Below are 16,373 nucleotides of genomic sequence, written 5' to 3'. Positions count from 1 at the left end.
CATGGGGCAACTGCCAATGCCAAGCGGCAGGGCTAAGCCCGATTAACTTTGCCTTAACGCCACAGCCGGATAATTCCTATCGCCGGCTTCGATAGTTCAAAGCGAAAAAATTCGCTTTTTTTCGATAGGTAAGCGGTTAATCTTCTCTTACGTTTTCTGAGGGCGCTGCCATGCAGCTTCGCAATTCACCTTCACGTTATGGCGCAGTTAGCATGTTCTTGCACTGGGGCGTGGCATTGGCCGTGTTCGGTATGTTTGCCTTGGGCTTGTGGATGGTAGGCCTGGGTTACTACGACCCCTGGCGCAAGGCCGGCCCGGAACTCCACAAGAGCATTGGCCTGGTGCTGTTCTTCTTTATGGTGCTGCGTGTGATATGGCGTGTTGCAAGCCCACCGCCGCCGCCAACAGCCAACCAGGCCAAGCCTACCCGGATCGCTGCCGTCGCTGTTCACGCGTTCCTGTACTTGGACATCTTTCTGGTAATGCTGACGGGCTACCTGATTTCTACCGCAGACGGGGTAGGTATTTCAGTATTCGGGCTGTTTCAAGTGCCTGCCGTGTTCAGCGGTATCGAAAACCAGGCCGAGCGGGCAGGGGACATCCACCTCTACCTGGCCTGGGCCTTGGTAACGTTCGCCGTGCTGCATGGGCTAGCCGCTCTCAAACACCATTTCATCGACAAAGATGCCACCTTGGTGCGCATGCTAGGTCGTCGCGCTTGACTACCCTGTACCGTACTTACTGCAAAGGAACTGAAAAAATGCTGAAACACACGCTGGCCGCGCTGGCCCTTGCAACCGCAGGTTTGACCGCTGGCCAGGCTATGGCTGCTGACTATCACATCGACAAGGAAGGCCAGCACGCCTTCGTCAACTTCAAGATCAGCCACTTGGGCTACAGCTTCATCACCGGTACGTTCAAGGACTTCGACGGCAACTTCAGCTTCGACGCCGCCAAGCCGGAAGACAGCAAGATCGACGTGACCCTGAAGACGGCCAGCGTGTTCACCAACCACGCTGAGCGTGACAAGCACATCAGCAGCAAGGACTTCCTGGACGTTGCTAAATACCCGGAAGCGACCTTCAAATCCACCAGCGTAAAAACCACCGGTAAGAATGCCGATGGCAAGGTAACTGCTGACGTGACGGGCGACCTGACGCTGCAGGGCGTGACCAAGCCCGTCGTAATCAAGGCGACCTTCCTGGGTGAGGGCAAGGACCCATGGGGCGGCTACCGCGCAGGTTTCGAAGGCACCACCAGCATCAACCGCAAGGACTTTGCACCCAAGACCATGGACCTGGGCCCGCAGTCCGATACTGTTGAGCTGTACTTCGTGTTCGAAGGTGTGCAGAAGAAGTAAGGTGTTTATGTCATAAAAAACGCCGCGTTCCTTCTAGGGAGCGCGGCGTTTTTTTATTACCGGACGGCTAGTTCCGTCACGCTTCACTCCGACGCGTCAGCAGCGCAGGCTTTTCACCCGTCTTGGCCCGGTTCTGCAAGTCATCGAGTTGCTCGGCCGTCAAGGTACGGTCCAGCTTGGACTCTTTCATGATGATCTTGGGTTTAGGGGCTTCGCGCCGTGCTTCGGTTACCGCCGGTGTATTGCCTTCATCCCGTGGGCGACGGTTGCGTGAGTTGTCGCGGCGGTTCTGGCCAGCGCCTGCACCCTGCGAACCGTTATTACGTGGGCCGTTGCGCTTCGCGCCATCACCCTGGGTACGCGGCGTGGCTGAAGCATTGCGCCGAGGTGCCTGCCCCGTTGGCGCTGCTGTTGCTGCCTGGCCTGTAGCGGTACCTGGGCGGCGATTACGGCCCTGGCCCTTGCCCTGATACGGGCTTACGTAATCCGCACGGTTACCGAAGTTATCGACGTCGTCGTCCAGGAAGGTTTCCGGGTCGCGGTTGCCCAGCTCGGCTACTGCTGCGCCAGCGGATACAGGGCGTTGAGGCTGGCGACCACGCGCGGGGCGGTTGCCTGGCTCACGCGGGGTGGATGCACGCGGCTCACCACGGTTCTCACTGCGCTCACCCGCCGTTTTTTCCCGTGGCTTGCTGGTGCCTTTGTCCTTGCCTTTGTCCCTGCGCCCACCGTTGGCAGGTTTGTCTGCGCGTGCTTCTCGCCCACCACGTGGCTTGTTGGCCGGCTGCCGTTCCCGAGTCTCGGGCTTTTCGGCTTCGATGGTGCTTGCATCAAAGCCCATCAGGTCACCGTCGGCAATCTTCTGCCGGGTCATACGTTCAATGCTCTTAAGCAGCTTCTCTTCGTCGGGCGCAACCAACGAGATGGCCTCACCATTACGCCCGGCGCGGCCTGTACGGCCAATGCGGTGAACGTAGTCTTCCTCAACGTTGGGAAGTTCGAAGTTCACCACGTGGGGCAACTGGTCGATGTCCAGGCCGCGAGCGGCGATGTCGGTGGCGACCAGTACGCGCACTGTACTGGCCTTGAAGTCTGCCAGGGCCTTGGTACGTGCATTCTGGCTTTTGTTGCCATGGATGGCAGCGGCGGTAAGGCCGTGCTTTTCCAGGTATTCGGCGAGGCGGTTAGCGCCATGCTTGGTGCGGGTGAATACCAAGACCTGTTCCCAGGCACCTTGGGTAATCAGGTGCGCCAACAGTGCACGCTTATGGCTGGCGCCAATGCGATAGATGCGCTGTTCGATGCGCTCCACTGTGGTATTGGGCGGGGTAACCTCAATGCGCTCGGGGTTGTGGAGCAGCTTTTCTGCAAGGTCAGTGATGTCCTTGGAGAAGGTGGCCGAGAACAGCAGGTTCTGGCGTTTTTCCGGCAAGCGCGCCAGCACTTTCTTCACGTCATGGATAAAGCCCATGTCAAGCATGCGGTCGGCTTCGTCCAGTACCAGGATTTCAACGTGGTTCAGGTCCACGCTGCCTTGGCCGGCCAGGTCCAGCAAGCGGCCAGGGCAGGCCACCAGCACATCGACGCCTTTGGCCAGGGCCTGTACCTGAGGGTTTACACCCACGCCACCGAAAACGCAGGCACTGACAAACTTCAGGTCGCGTGCATAAAGGCGGAAGCTGTCATGGACCTGTGCAGCCAGTTCGCGTGTGGGGGTAAGCACCAGTACGCGAGGTTGGCGAGGGCCATGACGCTGGGATTTGTCCGGATGGCCGGCGGGGAACAGGCGTTCCAGAATAGGCAGCGCAAAGCCGCCGGTTTTGCCAGTACCCGTCTGGGCGGCAACCATCAGGTCGCGGCCCTGCAACACGGCGGGAATAGCCCGCTGTTGCACGGGGGTAGGCTGCGTATAGCCAGCGGCTTCGATAGCGCGGACTAGAGCCTCGGAGAGACCGAGGGAAGCAAAGGACATGGGCAATCCTGTTCATAATGGGGGCTAGAGCCCAGGGAACGTTTGCCTGGCGCGGGGCGGAGATCGACGCAACCGCGTCCGGTACTGCTGGCGCTCGCAAGGTGTCGCAGCGAGCTGCCGGGGCAAGAGCCAAGGCACGGGCATGCGAAGAGGGAGTGCGAGGTCCGGCGTCCGGGCGTAAGCCTGGCGGGAACGCCGGAGTATAACAGAGCCTTGACGCTGCGCTGTGATTTGCCTGCCAGAAGGTAAGGTTTTTCTAGGAAGCGTACGGGCTTGTGACTGTAGAAGCGGGGGCCGGCCTTCCGGCATAGCCCGTGAACAGGAGAAGCGCTTACCGCGACAACCCCAGGTTCTGCCATACCGCCAAGCTGGCTTGCGCCTGGTTCAAGGTATAGAAATGCAGGCCCGGCGCGCCGCCTTTGAGCAATTGCTCGCACATGCGGGTAATGACTTCTTCGCCAAATGCTTGAATGCTTGCCGCGTCGTCGTGGTAGGCCTCCAGCTGCTTGCGAATCCACCGAGGAATCTCGGCGCCGCAGGCTTCGGAAAAGCGCGCCAGCTTGCTGTAGTTGGTGATAGGCATGATGCCCGGCACGATCGGGATGTCCACGCCCAGCTTCTGCACGCGCTCTACAAAGTAGAAATAGCTCTCGGCATTGAAGAAGTACTGGGTGATTGCACTGTCGGCACCGGCTTTGGCCTTGCGGGCAAAGTTGGCCAGGTCTTCCTCGAAGTTACGCGCCTGCGGGTGCATCTCCGGGTAGGCAGCCACTTCGATATGGAAGTGGTCACCGGTTTCAGTGCGAATGAACTCCACCAGGTCATTGGCGTGCCGCAATTCACTGGACGCCATGCCCATGCCTGAAGGCAGGTCGCCACGCAGGGCAACGATGCGCTTGATCCCTGCATTACGGTAGGTAGCCAGCAAATCGCGCAGTTCGGCTTTGCTATCGCCTACGCACGATAAGTGCGGTGCCGCAGGAACATGCACCTCGCGTTCCAGCTGCAACACCGTGTCCAGCGTACGATCACGGGTAGACCCGCCAGCGCCATAAGTGCAAGAGAAAAACGCAGGGTTATGCACCGCCAGTTGGCGTGCTACTTGAAGAAGTTTTTCATGACCTGCATCGGTCTTCGTGGGGAAGAACTCGAAGCTGAAGGCTTTATCGGTAGAAAGCATAGGGGCAGCTCTTCTGGAAAAGGCTGCAAACAGCAGGCTGCAGGGGCCGCCCGGTTACCCAGACCGCCGCCTGCTGCCTGCTGCTTGCCGCTTATCAGTAACGGTAGGCGTCTGGCTTGAACGGACCTTCAACAGTCACACCAATGTACTCGGCCTGCTTGGGCGTTAGTTGAGTAACTACGCCGCCGAAACCGCGGACCATTTCCAGTGCCACTTCTTCGTCTAGCTTTTTAGGCAGCACTTCAACCGTAAGGCGTTTGGCTTTGTCGGCTGGCGACAGGTCTGCAAACTTTTGCGCGAAGAGGTGAATCTGCGCCAGCACCTGGTTAGCGAACGAACCGTCCATGATCCGGCTTGGGTGGCCAGTGGCGTTACCTAGGTTCACCAGGCGGCCTTCGGCCAGCAGAATCAGGTAATCGTCATTTTGCGCGTCGAAGCTGCCGGCACCGGTGCGGTGGATCTTGTGCACCTGGGGCTTGACCTCTTCCCACGCCCAGTTCTTGCGCATGAAGGCCGTATCGATCTCATTGTCGAAGTGGCCGATGTTGCATACCACCGCACGCTTTTTCAGGGCACGCAGCATATTGGCATCGCACACGTTCACGTTACCGGTGGTGGTCACCAGCAGGTCGATACGGCCCAGCAGGTCGGCATTGACCGACGCCTGGGTGCCATCGTTGATGCCGTTGTTGAACGGCGAAACCACTTCATAGCCGTCCATGCAGGCTTGCATGGCGCAGATCGGGTCCACTTCGCTGACCCGTACGATCATGCCTTCCTGACGCAGGGACTGCGCCGAGCCCTTGCCCACGTCGCCATAGCCGATCACCAAGGCCTGCTTGCCGGACAGCAAGTGGTCGGTGCCGCGCTTGATGGCGTCGTTCAGGCTGTGACGGCAGCCGTACTTGTTGTCGTTCTTGCTCTTGGTAACCGAATCGTTCACGTTGATGGCCGGCACCTTCAGCGTGCCTTTGGCCAGCATGTCCAGCAGGCGATGCACGCCCGTGGTGGTTTCTTCGGTCACACCGTGAATGCGCTCAAGCACCGCAGGGTATTTGTTGTGCAGGATTTCGGTAAGGTCGCCGCCGTCGTCCAACACCATATTGGCGTCCCAAGGCTGGCCGTCCTTGAGGATGGTCTGCTCGATGCACCATTCGTATTCAGCTTCGGTTTCACCCTTCCAGGCGAACACAGGGATGCCGGCGGCAGCAATGGCAGCAGCGGCCTGGTCCTGGGTAGAGAAGATGTTGCAAGACGACCAGCGTACTTCGGCACCCAGGGCTACCAGGGTTTCGATCAGCACGGCGGTCTGGATGGTCATGTGGATGCAGCCCAGGATTTTAGCGCCCTTGAGCGGCAGCTCGCCCGCGTATTTGCGGCGAATGCCCATGAGTGCGGGCATTTCGGATTCGGCGATGATGACTTCGCGACGGCCCCAGGCAGCAAGGGACATGTCGGCAACTTTGTAATCGGAAAAATCGGCAGGCGTCAGTACAGCACTCATTGATGAGTCTCCATTCGTAGTAGGCGAATGGGCGCCGTTGTGCGTTCGGGCAAGTGCCCGGGGCCGAACCTTCGCCGGCCATGCTAACGCCCCAACCGAGCCTGACAGGATGACCTGCTGCAGCGCCCCTCGGGTGGGTGGCGGGACGCCCGCAAGCAGCGGGCGGTCAAACGTTGAACAGTATATAGGGTGGTGGGGTGGGTGTCGAACCCCTCTGCCATGCTAATGTTCGAGCCATTCCTGGCTAGCGGAGGCACCTATGAATTTCCACACTCGCAAATGGGTCAAGCCTGAGGACCTCAACCCCAACGGCACCCTGTTCGGTGGCAGCCTGCTGCGCTGGATCGACGAGGAGGCGGCCATCTATGCCATTGTGCAGTTGGGCAACCAGCGCGTGGTCACCAAGTACATTTCGGAAATCAATTTCGTCAGCGCATCTCGACAGGGTGACATCATCGAGCTGGGCATCACGGCCACCGAATTCGGGCGCACGTCCATTACGTTGACGTGTGAAGTACGTAACAAGATCACCCGCAAGAGCATCCTCACTGTGGACAAGCTGGTATTCGTTAACCTGGGCGAAGACGGCCTGCCTGCACCCCATGGCCGTACCGCGATTCGCTACATCAAGGACCAGTTTGGGGAGGAAGGGCTGGGTGGCTGACGCAGCTTCAGGAACTGCCCTACGCGATAATAGGAAATGGCCGGCTTTCGCCTGGAAATGGTTCGGGAACACTAACGCCTTTCCATGCCGAGGCCGTCTGCCATGCTCAAACTGCTACTTCCTTTGCTACTGGCCGCAGGGTGTACCTCTGGGCTGACCAACAGCGATTTCGAGGCGCAATCACGCCCTGCGAGAAAACCTCCACTCGTCGATTGCAAAGCCGCCCCCTTACAAACGCGATGCGTGCATGAATACCCAGGCGCCAGCGCAGATCGCTATTGAACACACGGTTTTCGTACCTTTGCCGACATCAGGTTGAGGCATACTGGCTGTACCTATCAGCCTGATAACCCATGTCGAGGCCGCAATGACCCTTGCTTACTGGTGTGTACTGATTGTCATCCTGTTGCCATACGTGTGCACGGTAATAGCCAAAATAGTGGGTGACCGTTTCGGGCCTGCGGCCAACCGCGACCCACGCGCCTGGCTGGACCAGCAGCAAGGCATGGCCCGGCGCGCCAATGCAGCGCAACTCAATGGCTTTGAAGCTGCGCCTGCATTTGCAGCGGCGGTGATCATTGCTCACTTGGCTGGAGGCGCTCAGCAAGGCACGCTCGATACCCTTGCCCTGGTATACGTGGCCAGCCGAGTGGCCTATGTCCTGTGTTACCTGGCCGACCTTGCGCGGTTGCGCTCTGCCGTATGGTTTTTAGGGGTAGGCATCATCGTCGCGCTGTTCTGTGTGGCGGCCTGAGTGGCTGTCACTTGTCTAGCTCGTCTACCGCTTCCTGCAGTTCCTTGCGGGATTCGGCCAGCTTGTCCTTGCGCTTGTTGATCTTGTCCGGGTCGCCTTTGCTCATGGCCTTGTCAAGGTCAGCCTGGCGCTGGCTCACCTCACGCTTGGCATCGAGTACTTTTTTCTCGCGTGCCTTTTGCAGGCTCTCATCGTTGCAGTTGGCCTGCAGCTCGCCCAAGGCGATTTGTAGCCCTTCCAGCTGGTTGGCATTGCCAGCCGCACGAGCACGGTCGATCTGCTCGGTCACCTGCTGTTCCTTGGCAGCACACCCTTTGAGTTCAGTGTCGTCGTCTAGGGTAGCGGCAAGCACCGGCTGAGCCACGGCGCCGAACGCGATGGCCAGGGTAAGCAGAACTTTCATGAGGTCTCCGGAGAAATAGGGCGGAATTCGCGCCCATTGGAACGGATGTCCGGGTGAAGTTCAAATCCTTCCACAAACCCATCGACCTCCAACTGGTGCAATGCAGCCGCCATTTCCCTTGCAGGTGGATGATGGAAAAAGGCCACTAACCTGGCGGCTCGGGTGCTGCCGATGCCGGTTTCCTTGACCCACTGTGCCGCGTCGCGGTTTACCAGTGCCGCCCAGCTACCAACGGTAGCCGCGCTTCCCATAGGGGGCACGCCCATCGCTTTAAGCCAGTGTCCGAAAGGTTTTTTCCGGGCGTTTGCAAAACTTTCGGCAATTCGCTGGGCAGAACGGGGGCCGATACCGTCCACTGCCGCCAGGGCGGCTACATCCAGCGTAAGCCAGCTGTGCAGCGTAGGCAGCAGCCCTGCATCCAGAAGGCGCGCCCAAGTGCCTTTGCCCATATGAGCAAGGCCCAGCGTCTCGGGGTGGCTGAGCCATTGAAGGCGGGCCAGGTATTGGCTACGGCAGCCTTCGACAGGTTGCCAGCACGAGAGGGCGTTGTAGCGGCCCGGGTCCGGAGCTTGCACCGGTGTACGCAATGGGTTGCGCCACACCACTTCCCCCAGCCGGGGAATGGTCAACCCGGCCAGCTCCAGCGAGACCTGATCGCCAGGTTGCACATCCAAGGCTTGCCAGCGCCGTAGTGAGCCCAGGCTGGTACGTTTGACCACGCGGTCGTCCAGGCGAACCGGGTGCAGTTCCAATACGGGGGTGATTCGCCCGGTTCTGCCTACCTCGAACGTGATGTTCCGCACCTCCGCCAACACGCTGCGCACAGGGTATTTCCAGGCCGCGATCCAGTAAGGTGCTTGTGCTTTCCAGCGGTGTGCTGCCGGGCGGTGGCTGTCGCGCAGGATAATGCCGTCCGTGGCGAAGGGCAGAGGGCTGTTGTACCAGCGGTCACGCCAGTGGCTGGCGTCTTCGACGCTATGTACTCGGTGGCTATAGGCGTGCGGGTCTGGAAAACCGAGCCTGGACAGGTCAGCAAGCCGCTCGGCCTGAGTGCCAGGGCCTTTGGGCCAGTCCCAGGGAAAGAAGCCCAATTGGCTGGCATCGCTTTCAGGCAGCTCGCGGCGCGCCAGCAGCCCAGCCGCCTGGCTGCGTGCATTTCGGCTGCCTGCCTGAGCCTGCACATGGTTATCAAGGCGCACGTAGACCTCGCCCTGCAGTTCCAGGTCGCGAGGCTGAGGTAATGTGGCCGGCAAGCCGGGAATATGCCGGGCATTGGCAGTCCAGTCATGGCCGTGCGTACCATCGCCACGGCTGATGACTTGAGTAAGCTGCCCGCGCTTGTAGATCACAGTGACTGCCACGCCGTCCACTTTAGGCTGCACCCACACCTCCTCGCGCGCAGCCAGCCAGGCTTTGGCATCGCCTGCGTCTATGAGTTTGGCAACGCCGGTGTGAGGGGTAGGGTGGGGAATGGGGCCGGTGGCGCTGGCCGTTGCGTTCAATGCGGGCGCCCTGCTTTGTGGGAAGCATGCTTGCCATAGGCCAAGCCGCTCAAGCGCTTGGTCATACAGCTCATCGGCGATCACCGAGACGCCGTCGCGGTGGTACGCCCGGTTCCACTCATCCACCTGGCGTTGAAGGGTTTGAACGCGCGTTGCCGCCTGGTCCGGTCGCCAATCGGGGCATCCCCAGGCAGAGGAAACAACCAGCAGTGCCAGGCTGCCGAGCCACGAAGGAGAAAACCGCATAGTGAGCATCCTTGCTCAAACGAGGAGTCACGTAGCCTAGAACGAAAAAGGCCTCCCGCGGTGGGGAGGCCTTTTCCAAGTGTTTCCAGCTCGGCGCTTACAACCCTGCCGCCGCCTTCAACGCATCGGCACGGTCTGTCCGCTCCCAGGTGAACGCGGTGAAGGTGTCATCACCTACGGTCATTTCATACGGGTTGCGGCCAAAGTGGCCATAGGCGGCAGTCGCCTGGTACATGGGGTGCAGCAGGTCTAGCATGCGGGTGATGGCATATGGGCGAAGGTCGAAGTGCTCGCGCACCAGTTGAATGATCTTCTCGTCCGCCAGCTTGCCGGTGCCAAAGGTGTTCAGCGAGATGGAGGTAGGCTGAGCCACGCCGATGGCGTAGGACACTTGAATCTCGCAGCGGTCGGCCAGGCCGGCGGCCACGATGTTCTTGGCGACATAGCGGCCAGCATAGGCGGCCGAGCGGTCGACCTTGGACGGGTCCTTGCCGGAGAACGCACCACCACCGTGGCGAGCCATGCCGCCGTAAGTATCGACGATGATCTTGCGGCCAGTGAGGCCACAGTCGCCCACAGGGCCACCAATGATGAAGTTGCCGGTGGGGTTGATGTGGTATTGAGTGTCTTTGTGCAGCAGTTCGGCAGGCAGGCTGTGCTTGACGATCAGTTCCATCACGCCTTCGCGCAGGTCACTGTATTTGACCTCAGGGTTGTGCTGGGTAGACAGCACAATGGCGTCGATACCTGTCACGCGGCCGTTTTCGTAGCGGCAGGTGACCTGGGACTTCGCGTCCGGGCGCAGCCACGGCAGCAGGCCGGATTTACGCGCCTCGGCCTGGCGCTCCACCAACGCGTGAGAGAAGCGGATGGGGGCTGGCATCAGTACATCGGTTTCGTTGCTGGCGTAGCCGAACATCAGGCCCTGGTCGCCGGCGCCCTGGTCTTCAGGCTTGCTGCGGTCAACACCTTGGGCGATGTCTACCGACTGCTTGCCGATAATGTTCATCACAGCGCAGGTCGCGCCATCGAACCCCACATCGGAGCTGTTGTAGCCAATGTCGATGATGACCTTACGCACGATCTCTTCCAGATCGACCCAAGCCGACGTGCTGACTTCGCCAGCAATGATTGCCACGCCGGTTTTGACCAGGGTTTCGCACGCGACCCGGGCGTGTTTGTCTTCCGCGATGATGGCGTCCAGCACCGCATCGGAAATCTGGTCGGCGATCTTGTCCGGGTGCCCTTCAGACACAGACTCGGAGGTGAAAATGGAGTATTCGCTCATGTCGACGGCTTCCTGAAAAAATTACCGATGAAGAGTGTTGCCAGCCGGCCGCCGGAAATGGCGGACCTGTATCTGGAAACCGTTACGTAGGCCCACATAGAGCCCATCCCCGGGGTGAAGCCCCGCAGCGGTGGCCCAGCGGGCCAGTTCTTCCTGTTCAAAACCTAACCAGAGATCTCCGCAGGCCGTCCTGGCCCAATCCTGGTCATGGCTACACAATTCGGTGACAAGCAGGCTACCACCTGGGTTCACCCGCGCTGCCAGTTGCCTTACGGCTTGGGCAGGGTCAACGAAATGGTGTAGCACCATGTTCACGATTACGCAGTCGGCGCTCAGTACCGTGTCGCCCAAGGCATCGTCCAGCCGCAGGTCGACATTGCCTAGACCTTCCCGTAGGCACAGCTGGCGCGCCAGCTCCAGCATTTCCGAGCTGTTGTCCATAGCGGTCACCTGGCTGAAGCGGCGGGCGAGGTCTGGTAGAAACCCTCCATCCCCCGGCCCCACTTCCAGTGCCGTAGCGCCGGGCTCTATCACCAAGGTGTCAAGTAACGCCAGCAGGCTTTCCCGGTACTGGGGCAGCCCGGCAATCAAATCCTGCTGGGCGCGGAAACGGTCGGCAACACGTGAGAAAAAGACCTGGCTGGCGGTGGCACGCTGGCGCTCGACCTCGGCCATGCGCTGCTGAGCCTCAACCGGTAGCGCCAGGCTGTCTGCTTCTTCAAGCAATGCGCCGTGCAAGCGCCGCCCGGTGCGGTGGTCCGCTGGCAGGCTGCGGCGGTAGAAAATGGCATTGCCTTCACGGCGCGTGGCGACCAGCCCGGCTTGCGCCAGCACCTTGAGGTGGTGGCTCATACCGGATTGGCCGATGTCGAAGATTTGCGCAAGCTCCAGTACGCCAAACGAATCGTTAGCCAATGCTCGCAGGATATTCAGGCGCAACGGATCGCCCCCGGCTTTGCACAGGCTGGCCAGGTCATCGGCAGGTTCATGGCGAATGGACGGTACGCGAAGGCTCATAGGGAGCGAAGTCTAGTGCGGCCCTGATCGGCTCGCAAGGTTAATATCAAAAAGTTTTGATATTGGAGAAGCGCTTAAGTGGGAAATATTCAGGTGGCCGCCTATCTTTGATTGCGAGCGCACCGACCATGGGCGAAAATGCCGCCTTTGCAGTTTCATCTTCAATGGAGATCAGCGATGCCCAGCCGTCGTGAGCGTGCCAACGCCATTCGTGCCCTCAGCATGGATGCTGTGCAGAAAGCCAACAGCGGCCATCCCGGCGCCCCCATGGGAATGGCCGACATAGCCGAAGTGCTATGGCGCGACGTACTCAAGCACAACCCGGCCAACCCTGCCTTCCTGGACCGTGACCGTTTTGTAATGTCCAACGGCCATGGCTCGATGCTGGTGTATTCGTTGCTGCACCTGACTGGCTACGACCTGTCCATTGATGATCTCAAGAACTTCCGCCAGCTGCACAGCCGTACGCCTGGCCACCCGGAATACGGTTATACACCAGGTGTGGAAACCACCACCGGCCCGTTAGGCCAGGGCCTGGCCAATGCTGTAGGTTTCGCCATTGCCGAAAAGGCGTTGGCGGCCCAGTTCAACCGGCCCGGCCATAACATTGTCGACCACAACACCTATGTGTTCATGGGCGACGGCTGCATGATGGAAGGCATTTCCCACGAAGTGTGCTCGTTGGCCGGTACCCTGGGCCTGGGCAAGCTGATTGCGTTCTACGACGACAACGGCATTTCCATCGATGGCGAAGTGGAAGGCTGGTTCAGCGATGACACGCCCAAGCGCTTTGAGGCCTATGGCTGGCAGGTTATTCGCAATGTAGACGGCCACGATTCAGACGAAATCAAGACAGCCATCGACACTGCCCGTAAAAGCGAGCAGCCCACGCTGATCTGCTGCAAGACCACCATTGGCTTCGGCTCGCCCAACAAGCAGGGCAAGGAAGAGTGCCACGGCGCGCCCTTGGGTGCGGACGAGATCGCGCTTACCCGTGCCAACCTGAAGTGGAACCACGCGCCGTTCGAGATCCCAGAGGACATCTACAGCGAGTGGAACTGCCGCGAGAAGGGCATGGCTGCAGAAGCCGAGTGGGACCAGCGTTTCGCGGCGTATTCGGCCGAGCACCCAGACCTGGCCAACGAACTGATCCGCCGCGTCAGTGGTGAACTGCCCGATGATTTCGCCAAGCAGGCCGATGCCTACATCGAGCAACTGGCGGCCAAGGGTGAAACCATTGCCAGCCGCAAGGCCAGCCAGAATACCCTCAATGCCTTCGGCCCGTTGCTGCCCGAACTCCTGGGCGGCAGTGCCGACCTGGCCGGCTCCAACCTTACGCTGTGGAAAGGCTGCAAGGGCATCAGTGCCGAGGACGCTGCAGGCAACTACCTGTACTACGGCGTTCGCGAATTCGGCATGAGCGCCATCATGAACGGCATTGCCCTGCATGGCGGCTTCGTGCCGTATGGTGCCACCTTCCTGATCTTCATGGAGTACGCCCGCAACGCTGTGCGCATGTCTGCGCTCATGAAGAAGCGCGTGCTGTATGTGTTCACCCACGACTCCATCGGCCTGGGCGAAGACGGTCCTACACACCAGCCTATCGAGCAGCTCGCCAGCCTGCGTTGCACGCCGAACCTGGATACCTGGCGCCCAGCAGATGCCGTAGAGTCGGCCATTGCTTGGAAGCACGCACTTGAACGCAACGACGGCCCGTCGGCGCTGATCTTCTCCCGTCAGAACCTCACCCATCAGCCCCGTGACGCCGAGCAATTGGCCAATGTGGCCAAGGGCGGTTATGTACTGAAGGACTGTGCTGGCGAGCCGGAGCTGATTCTGATTGCGACGGGTTCGGAAGTAGGCCTGGCCGTATTGGCTGCCGATGCGCTGACGGCTGACGGGCGCAAGGTGCGCGTGGTGTCCATGCCAAGCACCAGCGTGTTCGACGCACAGGACGCTGACTACAAGCAAGCGGTGCTGCCGCTGGAAGTGACCGCGCGGATCGCCATCGAAGCTGCCCACGCCGACTTCTGGTACAAGTACGTGGGCCTGGAAGGGCGCATCGTAGGCATGACCACCTTTGGTGAGTCTGCCCCTGCTCCTCTGCTGTTCGAGGAATTCGGTTTTACCGTGGACAACATCGTAGGCATCGCCAACGAGCTCCTGGAAGACTGACCCGCCCCACCGCCGCGGCCTGCCCGGTACGGGCGGCACCGCGGCGGTGCTGCCTGCCAAGGTGTAAACCGCGCCATGCCCTTATCTCGCCCTTACCGGGTTGCCCTCAATGGTTACGGCCGTATTGGCCGTTGCGTGCTGAGGGCGCTTTACGAACGCCGTGATCGCGCTGGCATCGAAGTGGTCGTGCTCAATGACCTGGCCGACCTGCCCAGCCTGGAATACCTCACTCGTTTCGATTCCACCCATGGCCGTTTTCCAGGTGACGTAGGCATTGATGGCGATTGCCTGCGCATCAACGGTGACCGGCTGCGTGTATTGCGCAGTGCCACGCCCGAAGGTGTGGACTGGGCTGCGCTGAACCTGGACCTGGTCATGGAATGCTCTGGGGCTTGGCACACTCGGGCCGACGGTGAGCGTTTCCTGGCCGCAGGTGCCCCTCGTGTACTGTTTTCACAGCCCATGGCCAGTGAAACAGCCGTGGATGCCACGGTGGTGTACGGCATCAATCAGCATCACCTCACCGGTGCTGAGCGGTTGCTGTCCAATGCCTCCTGCACTACCAACTGTGCAGTGCCGCTGCTGCGGTTGCTGGATGCCGCGTTTGGGATCGAATACGCCTCCATCACCACCATACACTCGGCCATGAATGACCAGCCGGTGATCGATGCCTACCACCATGAAGACCTGCGCCGTACGCGTTCGGCGTTTCAGTCGGTGATCCCTGTGTCGACAGGGCTGGCACGGGGTATCGAGCGCCTGCTTCCGGAACTTGCGGGCCGAATTCAGGCCAAAGCAGTGCGCGTGCCTACCGTCAACGTGTCGTGCCTGGATATCACCTTGCAAACGGCACGTGATACCACCGCGCACGAAGTCAACCGGCTATTGCGCGAAGCCGCCACAGGCGGGCCCTTGCGAGGCTTGCTGGCCTATACCGAGCTGCCGCATGCCAGTTGTGATTTCAACCATGACCCACATTCGGCCATTGTCGATGCCAGCCAGACCCGTGTGTCTGGCCCTCGACTGGTCAACTTGCTGGCTTGGTTCGACAACGAATGGGGTTTTGCCAATCGAATGCTGGATGTCGCAGGCCACTTCCTCGGCATCGCTACTACAAAAATGAACACGCCTAAGGACTGACACCATGACCGTGTTGAAAATGAGCGACCTGGACCTTCAGGGCAAGCGCGTATTGATTCGCGAAGACCTGAATGTTCCGATCAAGGATGGCGTGGTGGCCAGCGATGCGCGCATTGTCGCCTCGCTGCCAACCATCAAGCTGGCGCTGGAAAAAGGCGCTGCCGTAATGGTGTGTTCGCACCTGGGCCGCCCCACCGAGGGCGAGTTCTCGGCAGAGAACAGTCTCAAGCCTGTGGCGGACTACCTGAGCAAAGCCTTGGGCCGTGACGTGGCGTTGGTCTCGGATTACCTCGATGGCGTGTCGGTGGAGCCGGGCACTGTGGTGCTGTTCGAAAACGTGCGCTTCAACAAGGGCGAGAAAAAGAACGCAGACGAGCTGGCGCAGAAATACGCCGCACTTTGCGACGTGTTCGTGATGGACGCCTTTGGCACCGCCCACCGCGCCGAAGGCTCGACCCATGGCGTAGCAAAGTTTGCAGAGGTAGCGGCCGCAGGCCCACTGCTGGCTGCCGAGCTGGACGCATTGGGCAAGGCCTTGAAGGCGCCAGCCAAGCCGATGGCCGCCATTGTGGCGGGCTCGAAGGTTTCGACCAAGCTCGATGTGCTCAATAGCCTGAGCACAGTATGTGACCAGTTGATCGTAGGGGGAGGCATTGCCAATACTTTCCTGGCAGCGGCAGGCCATAAGGTCGGCAAATCCCTGTATGAGCCCGACCTGCTAGATACCGCGCGTGCCATTGCTGCCAAGGTCAACGTACCGCTGCCGGTTGACGTGGTAGTGGCCAAGGAATTCGCCGAATCAGCACAGGCTACCGTGAAGGCCATCGCTGACGTTGCCGACGACGACATGATTCTGGACATTGGCCCGAAGACGGCTGACCAGTTTGCAGCGTTGCTGAAAAGCGCGAAGACCATCCTGTGGAACGGCCCGGTGGGTGTTTTCGAATTCGATCAGTTCGGTAACGGTACCAAGGTGCTGGCCAAAGGCATTGCTGAAAGCCCGGCGTTTTCCATTGCAGGGGGTGGCGATACCCTGGCCGCGATCGACAAGTATGGCATTGCGGACCAGATCTCCTACATCTCTACGGGCGGCGGTGCCTTCCTTGAGTTTGTGGAAGGGAAAGTATTACCAGCCGTTGAAATGCTCGAACAGCGTGCAAAAGGCTAA

The 16,373-nt window shown here is 60.1% G+C and carries 14 protein-coding genes and 1 riboswitch; of the genes, 7 read left to right on the top strand and 7 right to left on the bottom strand.

What is annotated here, in order from left to right; genetic code table 11:
- Positions 1-170: 170 nt before the first annotated feature.
- Positions 171-722, top strand: a complete 552-nt coding sequence (locus HBH25_RS16445) for a cytochrome b (protein WP_168085021.1) — start codon at positions 171-173, stop codon at positions 720-722.
- A gap of 38 nt (positions 723-760) precedes the next feature.
- Positions 761-1,360, top strand: coding sequence for a YceI family protein (locus tag HBH25_RS16440; RefSeq protein WP_168085020.1), 600 nt, complete (start codon positions 761-763; stop codon positions 1,358-1,360).
- A 76-nt stretch (positions 1,361-1,436) separates the two neighbouring features.
- Here HBH25_RS16440 and rhlE2 read toward each other — a convergent pair whose 3' ends face one another.
- The 3 genes from rhlE2 to ahcY form a co-directional block, all read right to left on the bottom strand.
- On the bottom strand, positions 1,437-3,332 hold the full coding sequence (rhlE2, locus tag HBH25_RS16435; RefSeq protein ID WP_168085019.1) for an RNA helicase RhlE2: 1,896 nt from the start codon (positions 3,330-3,332) through the stop codon (positions 1,437-1,439).
- A gap of 331 nt (positions 3,333-3,663) precedes the next feature.
- Positions 3,664-4,512: a methylenetetrahydrofolate reductase [NAD(P)H] gene (metF, locus tag HBH25_RS16430; protein WP_168085018.1), complete on the bottom strand. Its 849-nt coding sequence runs from the start codon at positions 4,510-4,512 to the stop codon at positions 3,664-3,666.
- A 94-nt stretch (positions 4,513-4,606) separates the two neighbouring features.
- Entirely contained in the window at positions 4,607-6,016 is a 1,410-nt protein-coding gene (ahcY, locus tag HBH25_RS16425; protein ID WP_168085017.1) for an adenosylhomocysteinase, read from the bottom strand.
- A 22-nt stretch (positions 6,017-6,038) separates the two neighbouring features.
- Positions 6,039-6,153, bottom strand: a riboswitch (S-adenosyl-L-homocysteine riboswitch).
- 122 nt (positions 6,154-6,275) lie between these two features.
- Here ahcY and HBH25_RS16420 point away from each other — a divergent pair.
- Entirely contained in the window at positions 6,276-6,680 is a 405-nt protein-coding gene (locus HBH25_RS16420) for an acyl-CoA thioesterase (protein ID WP_168085016.1), read from the top strand.
- A 367-nt stretch (positions 6,681-7,047) separates the two neighbouring features.
- Positions 7,048-7,434, top strand: a complete 387-nt coding sequence (locus HBH25_RS16415) for an MAPEG family protein (protein ID WP_168085015.1) — start codon at positions 7,048-7,050, stop codon at positions 7,432-7,434.
- 7 nt (positions 7,435-7,441) lie between these two features.
- On the opposite strand, the gene HBH25_RS16410 is transcribed toward HBH25_RS16415, so the two are convergent.
- The 4 genes from HBH25_RS16410 to HBH25_RS16395 all read right to left on the bottom strand — a co-directional run bounded on the left by HBH25_RS16410 (position 7,442) and on the right by HBH25_RS16395 (position 11,890).
- Entirely contained in the window at positions 7,442-7,837 is a 396-nt protein-coding gene (locus tag HBH25_RS16410; RefSeq protein ID WP_168085014.1) for a DUF1090 domain-containing protein, read from the bottom strand.
- Positions 7,834-9,585 carry an NAD-dependent DNA ligase LigB gene (ligB, locus tag HBH25_RS16405; protein WP_229631940.1) on the bottom strand — a complete coding sequence of 584 codons (1,752 nt, stop codon included), beginning with the start codon at positions 9,583-9,585 and terminating at the stop codon, positions 7,834-7,836. Before ligB ends, HBH25_RS16410 begins: the two co-directional genes overlap by 4 nt.
- 97 nt (positions 9,586-9,682) lie before the next feature.
- Entirely contained in the window at positions 9,683-10,873 is a 1,191-nt protein-coding gene (metK, locus tag HBH25_RS16400) for a methionine adenosyltransferase (RefSeq protein ID WP_168085012.1), read from the bottom strand.
- Positions 10,874-10,894: 21 nt separating this feature from the next.
- On the bottom strand, positions 10,895-11,890 hold the full coding sequence (locus HBH25_RS16395) for an ArsR/SmtB family transcription factor (RefSeq protein WP_168085011.1): 996 nt from the start codon (positions 11,888-11,890) through the stop codon (positions 10,895-10,897).
- Between the two features lie 177 nt (positions 11,891-12,067).
- Here HBH25_RS16395 and tkt point away from each other — a divergent pair, with 177 nt between their 5' ends.
- The 3 genes from tkt to HBH25_RS16380 all read left to right on the top strand — a co-directional run bounded on the left by tkt (position 12,068) and on the right by HBH25_RS16380 (position 16,373).
- Positions 12,068-14,065 carry a transketolase gene (gene tkt, locus HBH25_RS16390; RefSeq protein WP_168085010.1) on the top strand — a complete coding sequence of 666 codons (1,998 nt, stop codon included), beginning with the start codon at positions 12,068-12,070 and terminating at the stop codon, positions 14,063-14,065.
- 75 nt (positions 14,066-14,140) lie between these two features.
- Positions 14,141-15,205 carry an erythrose-4-phosphate dehydrogenase gene (gene epd, locus HBH25_RS16385; protein ID WP_168085009.1) on the top strand — a complete coding sequence of 355 codons (1,065 nt, stop codon included), beginning with the start codon at positions 14,141-14,143 and terminating at the stop codon, positions 15,203-15,205.
- Positions 15,206-15,209: 4 nt separating this feature from the next.
- Positions 15,210-16,373 (top strand): phosphoglycerate kinase, encoded by a 1,164-nt coding sequence (locus tag HBH25_RS16380; RefSeq protein WP_168085008.1) that lies wholly within the window; start codon positions 15,210-15,212, stop codon positions 16,371-16,373.

It is taken from the genome of Pseudomonas quercus (genome assembly GCF_012033695.1).
Classification (GTDB): domain Bacteria; phylum Pseudomonadota; class Gammaproteobacteria; order Pseudomonadales; family Pseudomonadaceae; genus Aquipseudomonas; species Aquipseudomonas quercus.
The sequence above is the reverse complement of the archived record's forward strand: the minus strand, read 5'-3'. Positions and strand labels throughout refer to the sequence as shown.

Coding starts and splice junctions, on each gene's coding strand:
- ligB (WP_229631940.1), bottom strand. CDS start 9,585: ATGCGGTTTTCTCCTTCGTGGCTCGGCAGCCTGGCACTGCTGGTTGTT.
- HBH25_RS16445 (WP_168085021.1), top strand. CDS start 171: ATGCAGCTTCGCAATTCACCTTCACGTTATGGCGCAGTTAGCATGTTC.
- HBH25_RS16415 (WP_168085015.1), top strand. CDS start 7,048: ATGACCCTTGCTTACTGGTGTGTACTGATTGTCATCCTGTTGCCATAC.
- tkt (WP_168085010.1), top strand. CDS start 12,068: ATGCCCAGCCGTCGTGAGCGTGCCAACGCCATTCGTGCCCTCAGCATG.
- HBH25_RS16395 (WP_168085011.1), bottom strand. CDS start 11,890: ATGAGCCTTCGCGTACCGTCCATTCGCCATGAACCTGCCGATGACCTG.
- HBH25_RS16410 (WP_168085014.1), bottom strand. CDS start 7,837: ATGAAAGTTCTGCTTACCCTGGCCATCGCGTTCGGCGCCGTGGCTCAG.
- metF (WP_168085018.1), bottom strand. CDS start 4,512: ATGCTTTCTACCGATAAAGCCTTCAGCTTCGAGTTCTTCCCCACGAAG.
- HBH25_RS16380 (WP_168085008.1), top strand. CDS start 15,210: ATGACCGTGTTGAAAATGAGCGACCTGGACCTTCAGGGCAAGCGCGTA.
- HBH25_RS16440 (WP_168085020.1), top strand. CDS start 761: ATGCTGAAACACACGCTGGCCGCGCTGGCCCTTGCAACCGCAGGTTTG.
- ahcY (WP_168085017.1), bottom strand. CDS start 6,016: ATGAGTGCTGTACTGACGCCTGCCGATTTTTCCGATTACAAAGTTGCC.
- HBH25_RS16420 (WP_168085016.1), top strand. CDS start 6,276: ATGAATTTCCACACTCGCAAATGGGTCAAGCCTGAGGACCTCAACCCC.
- metK (WP_168085012.1), bottom strand. CDS start 10,873: ATGAGCGAATACTCCATTTTCACCTCCGAGTCTGTGTCTGAAGGGCAC.
- rhlE2 (WP_168085019.1), bottom strand. CDS start 3,332: ATGTCCTTTGCTTCCCTCGGTCTCTCCGAGGCTCTAGTCCGCGCTATC.
- epd (WP_168085009.1), top strand. CDS start 14,141: ATGCCCTTATCTCGCCCTTACCGGGTTGCCCTCAATGGTTACGGCCGT.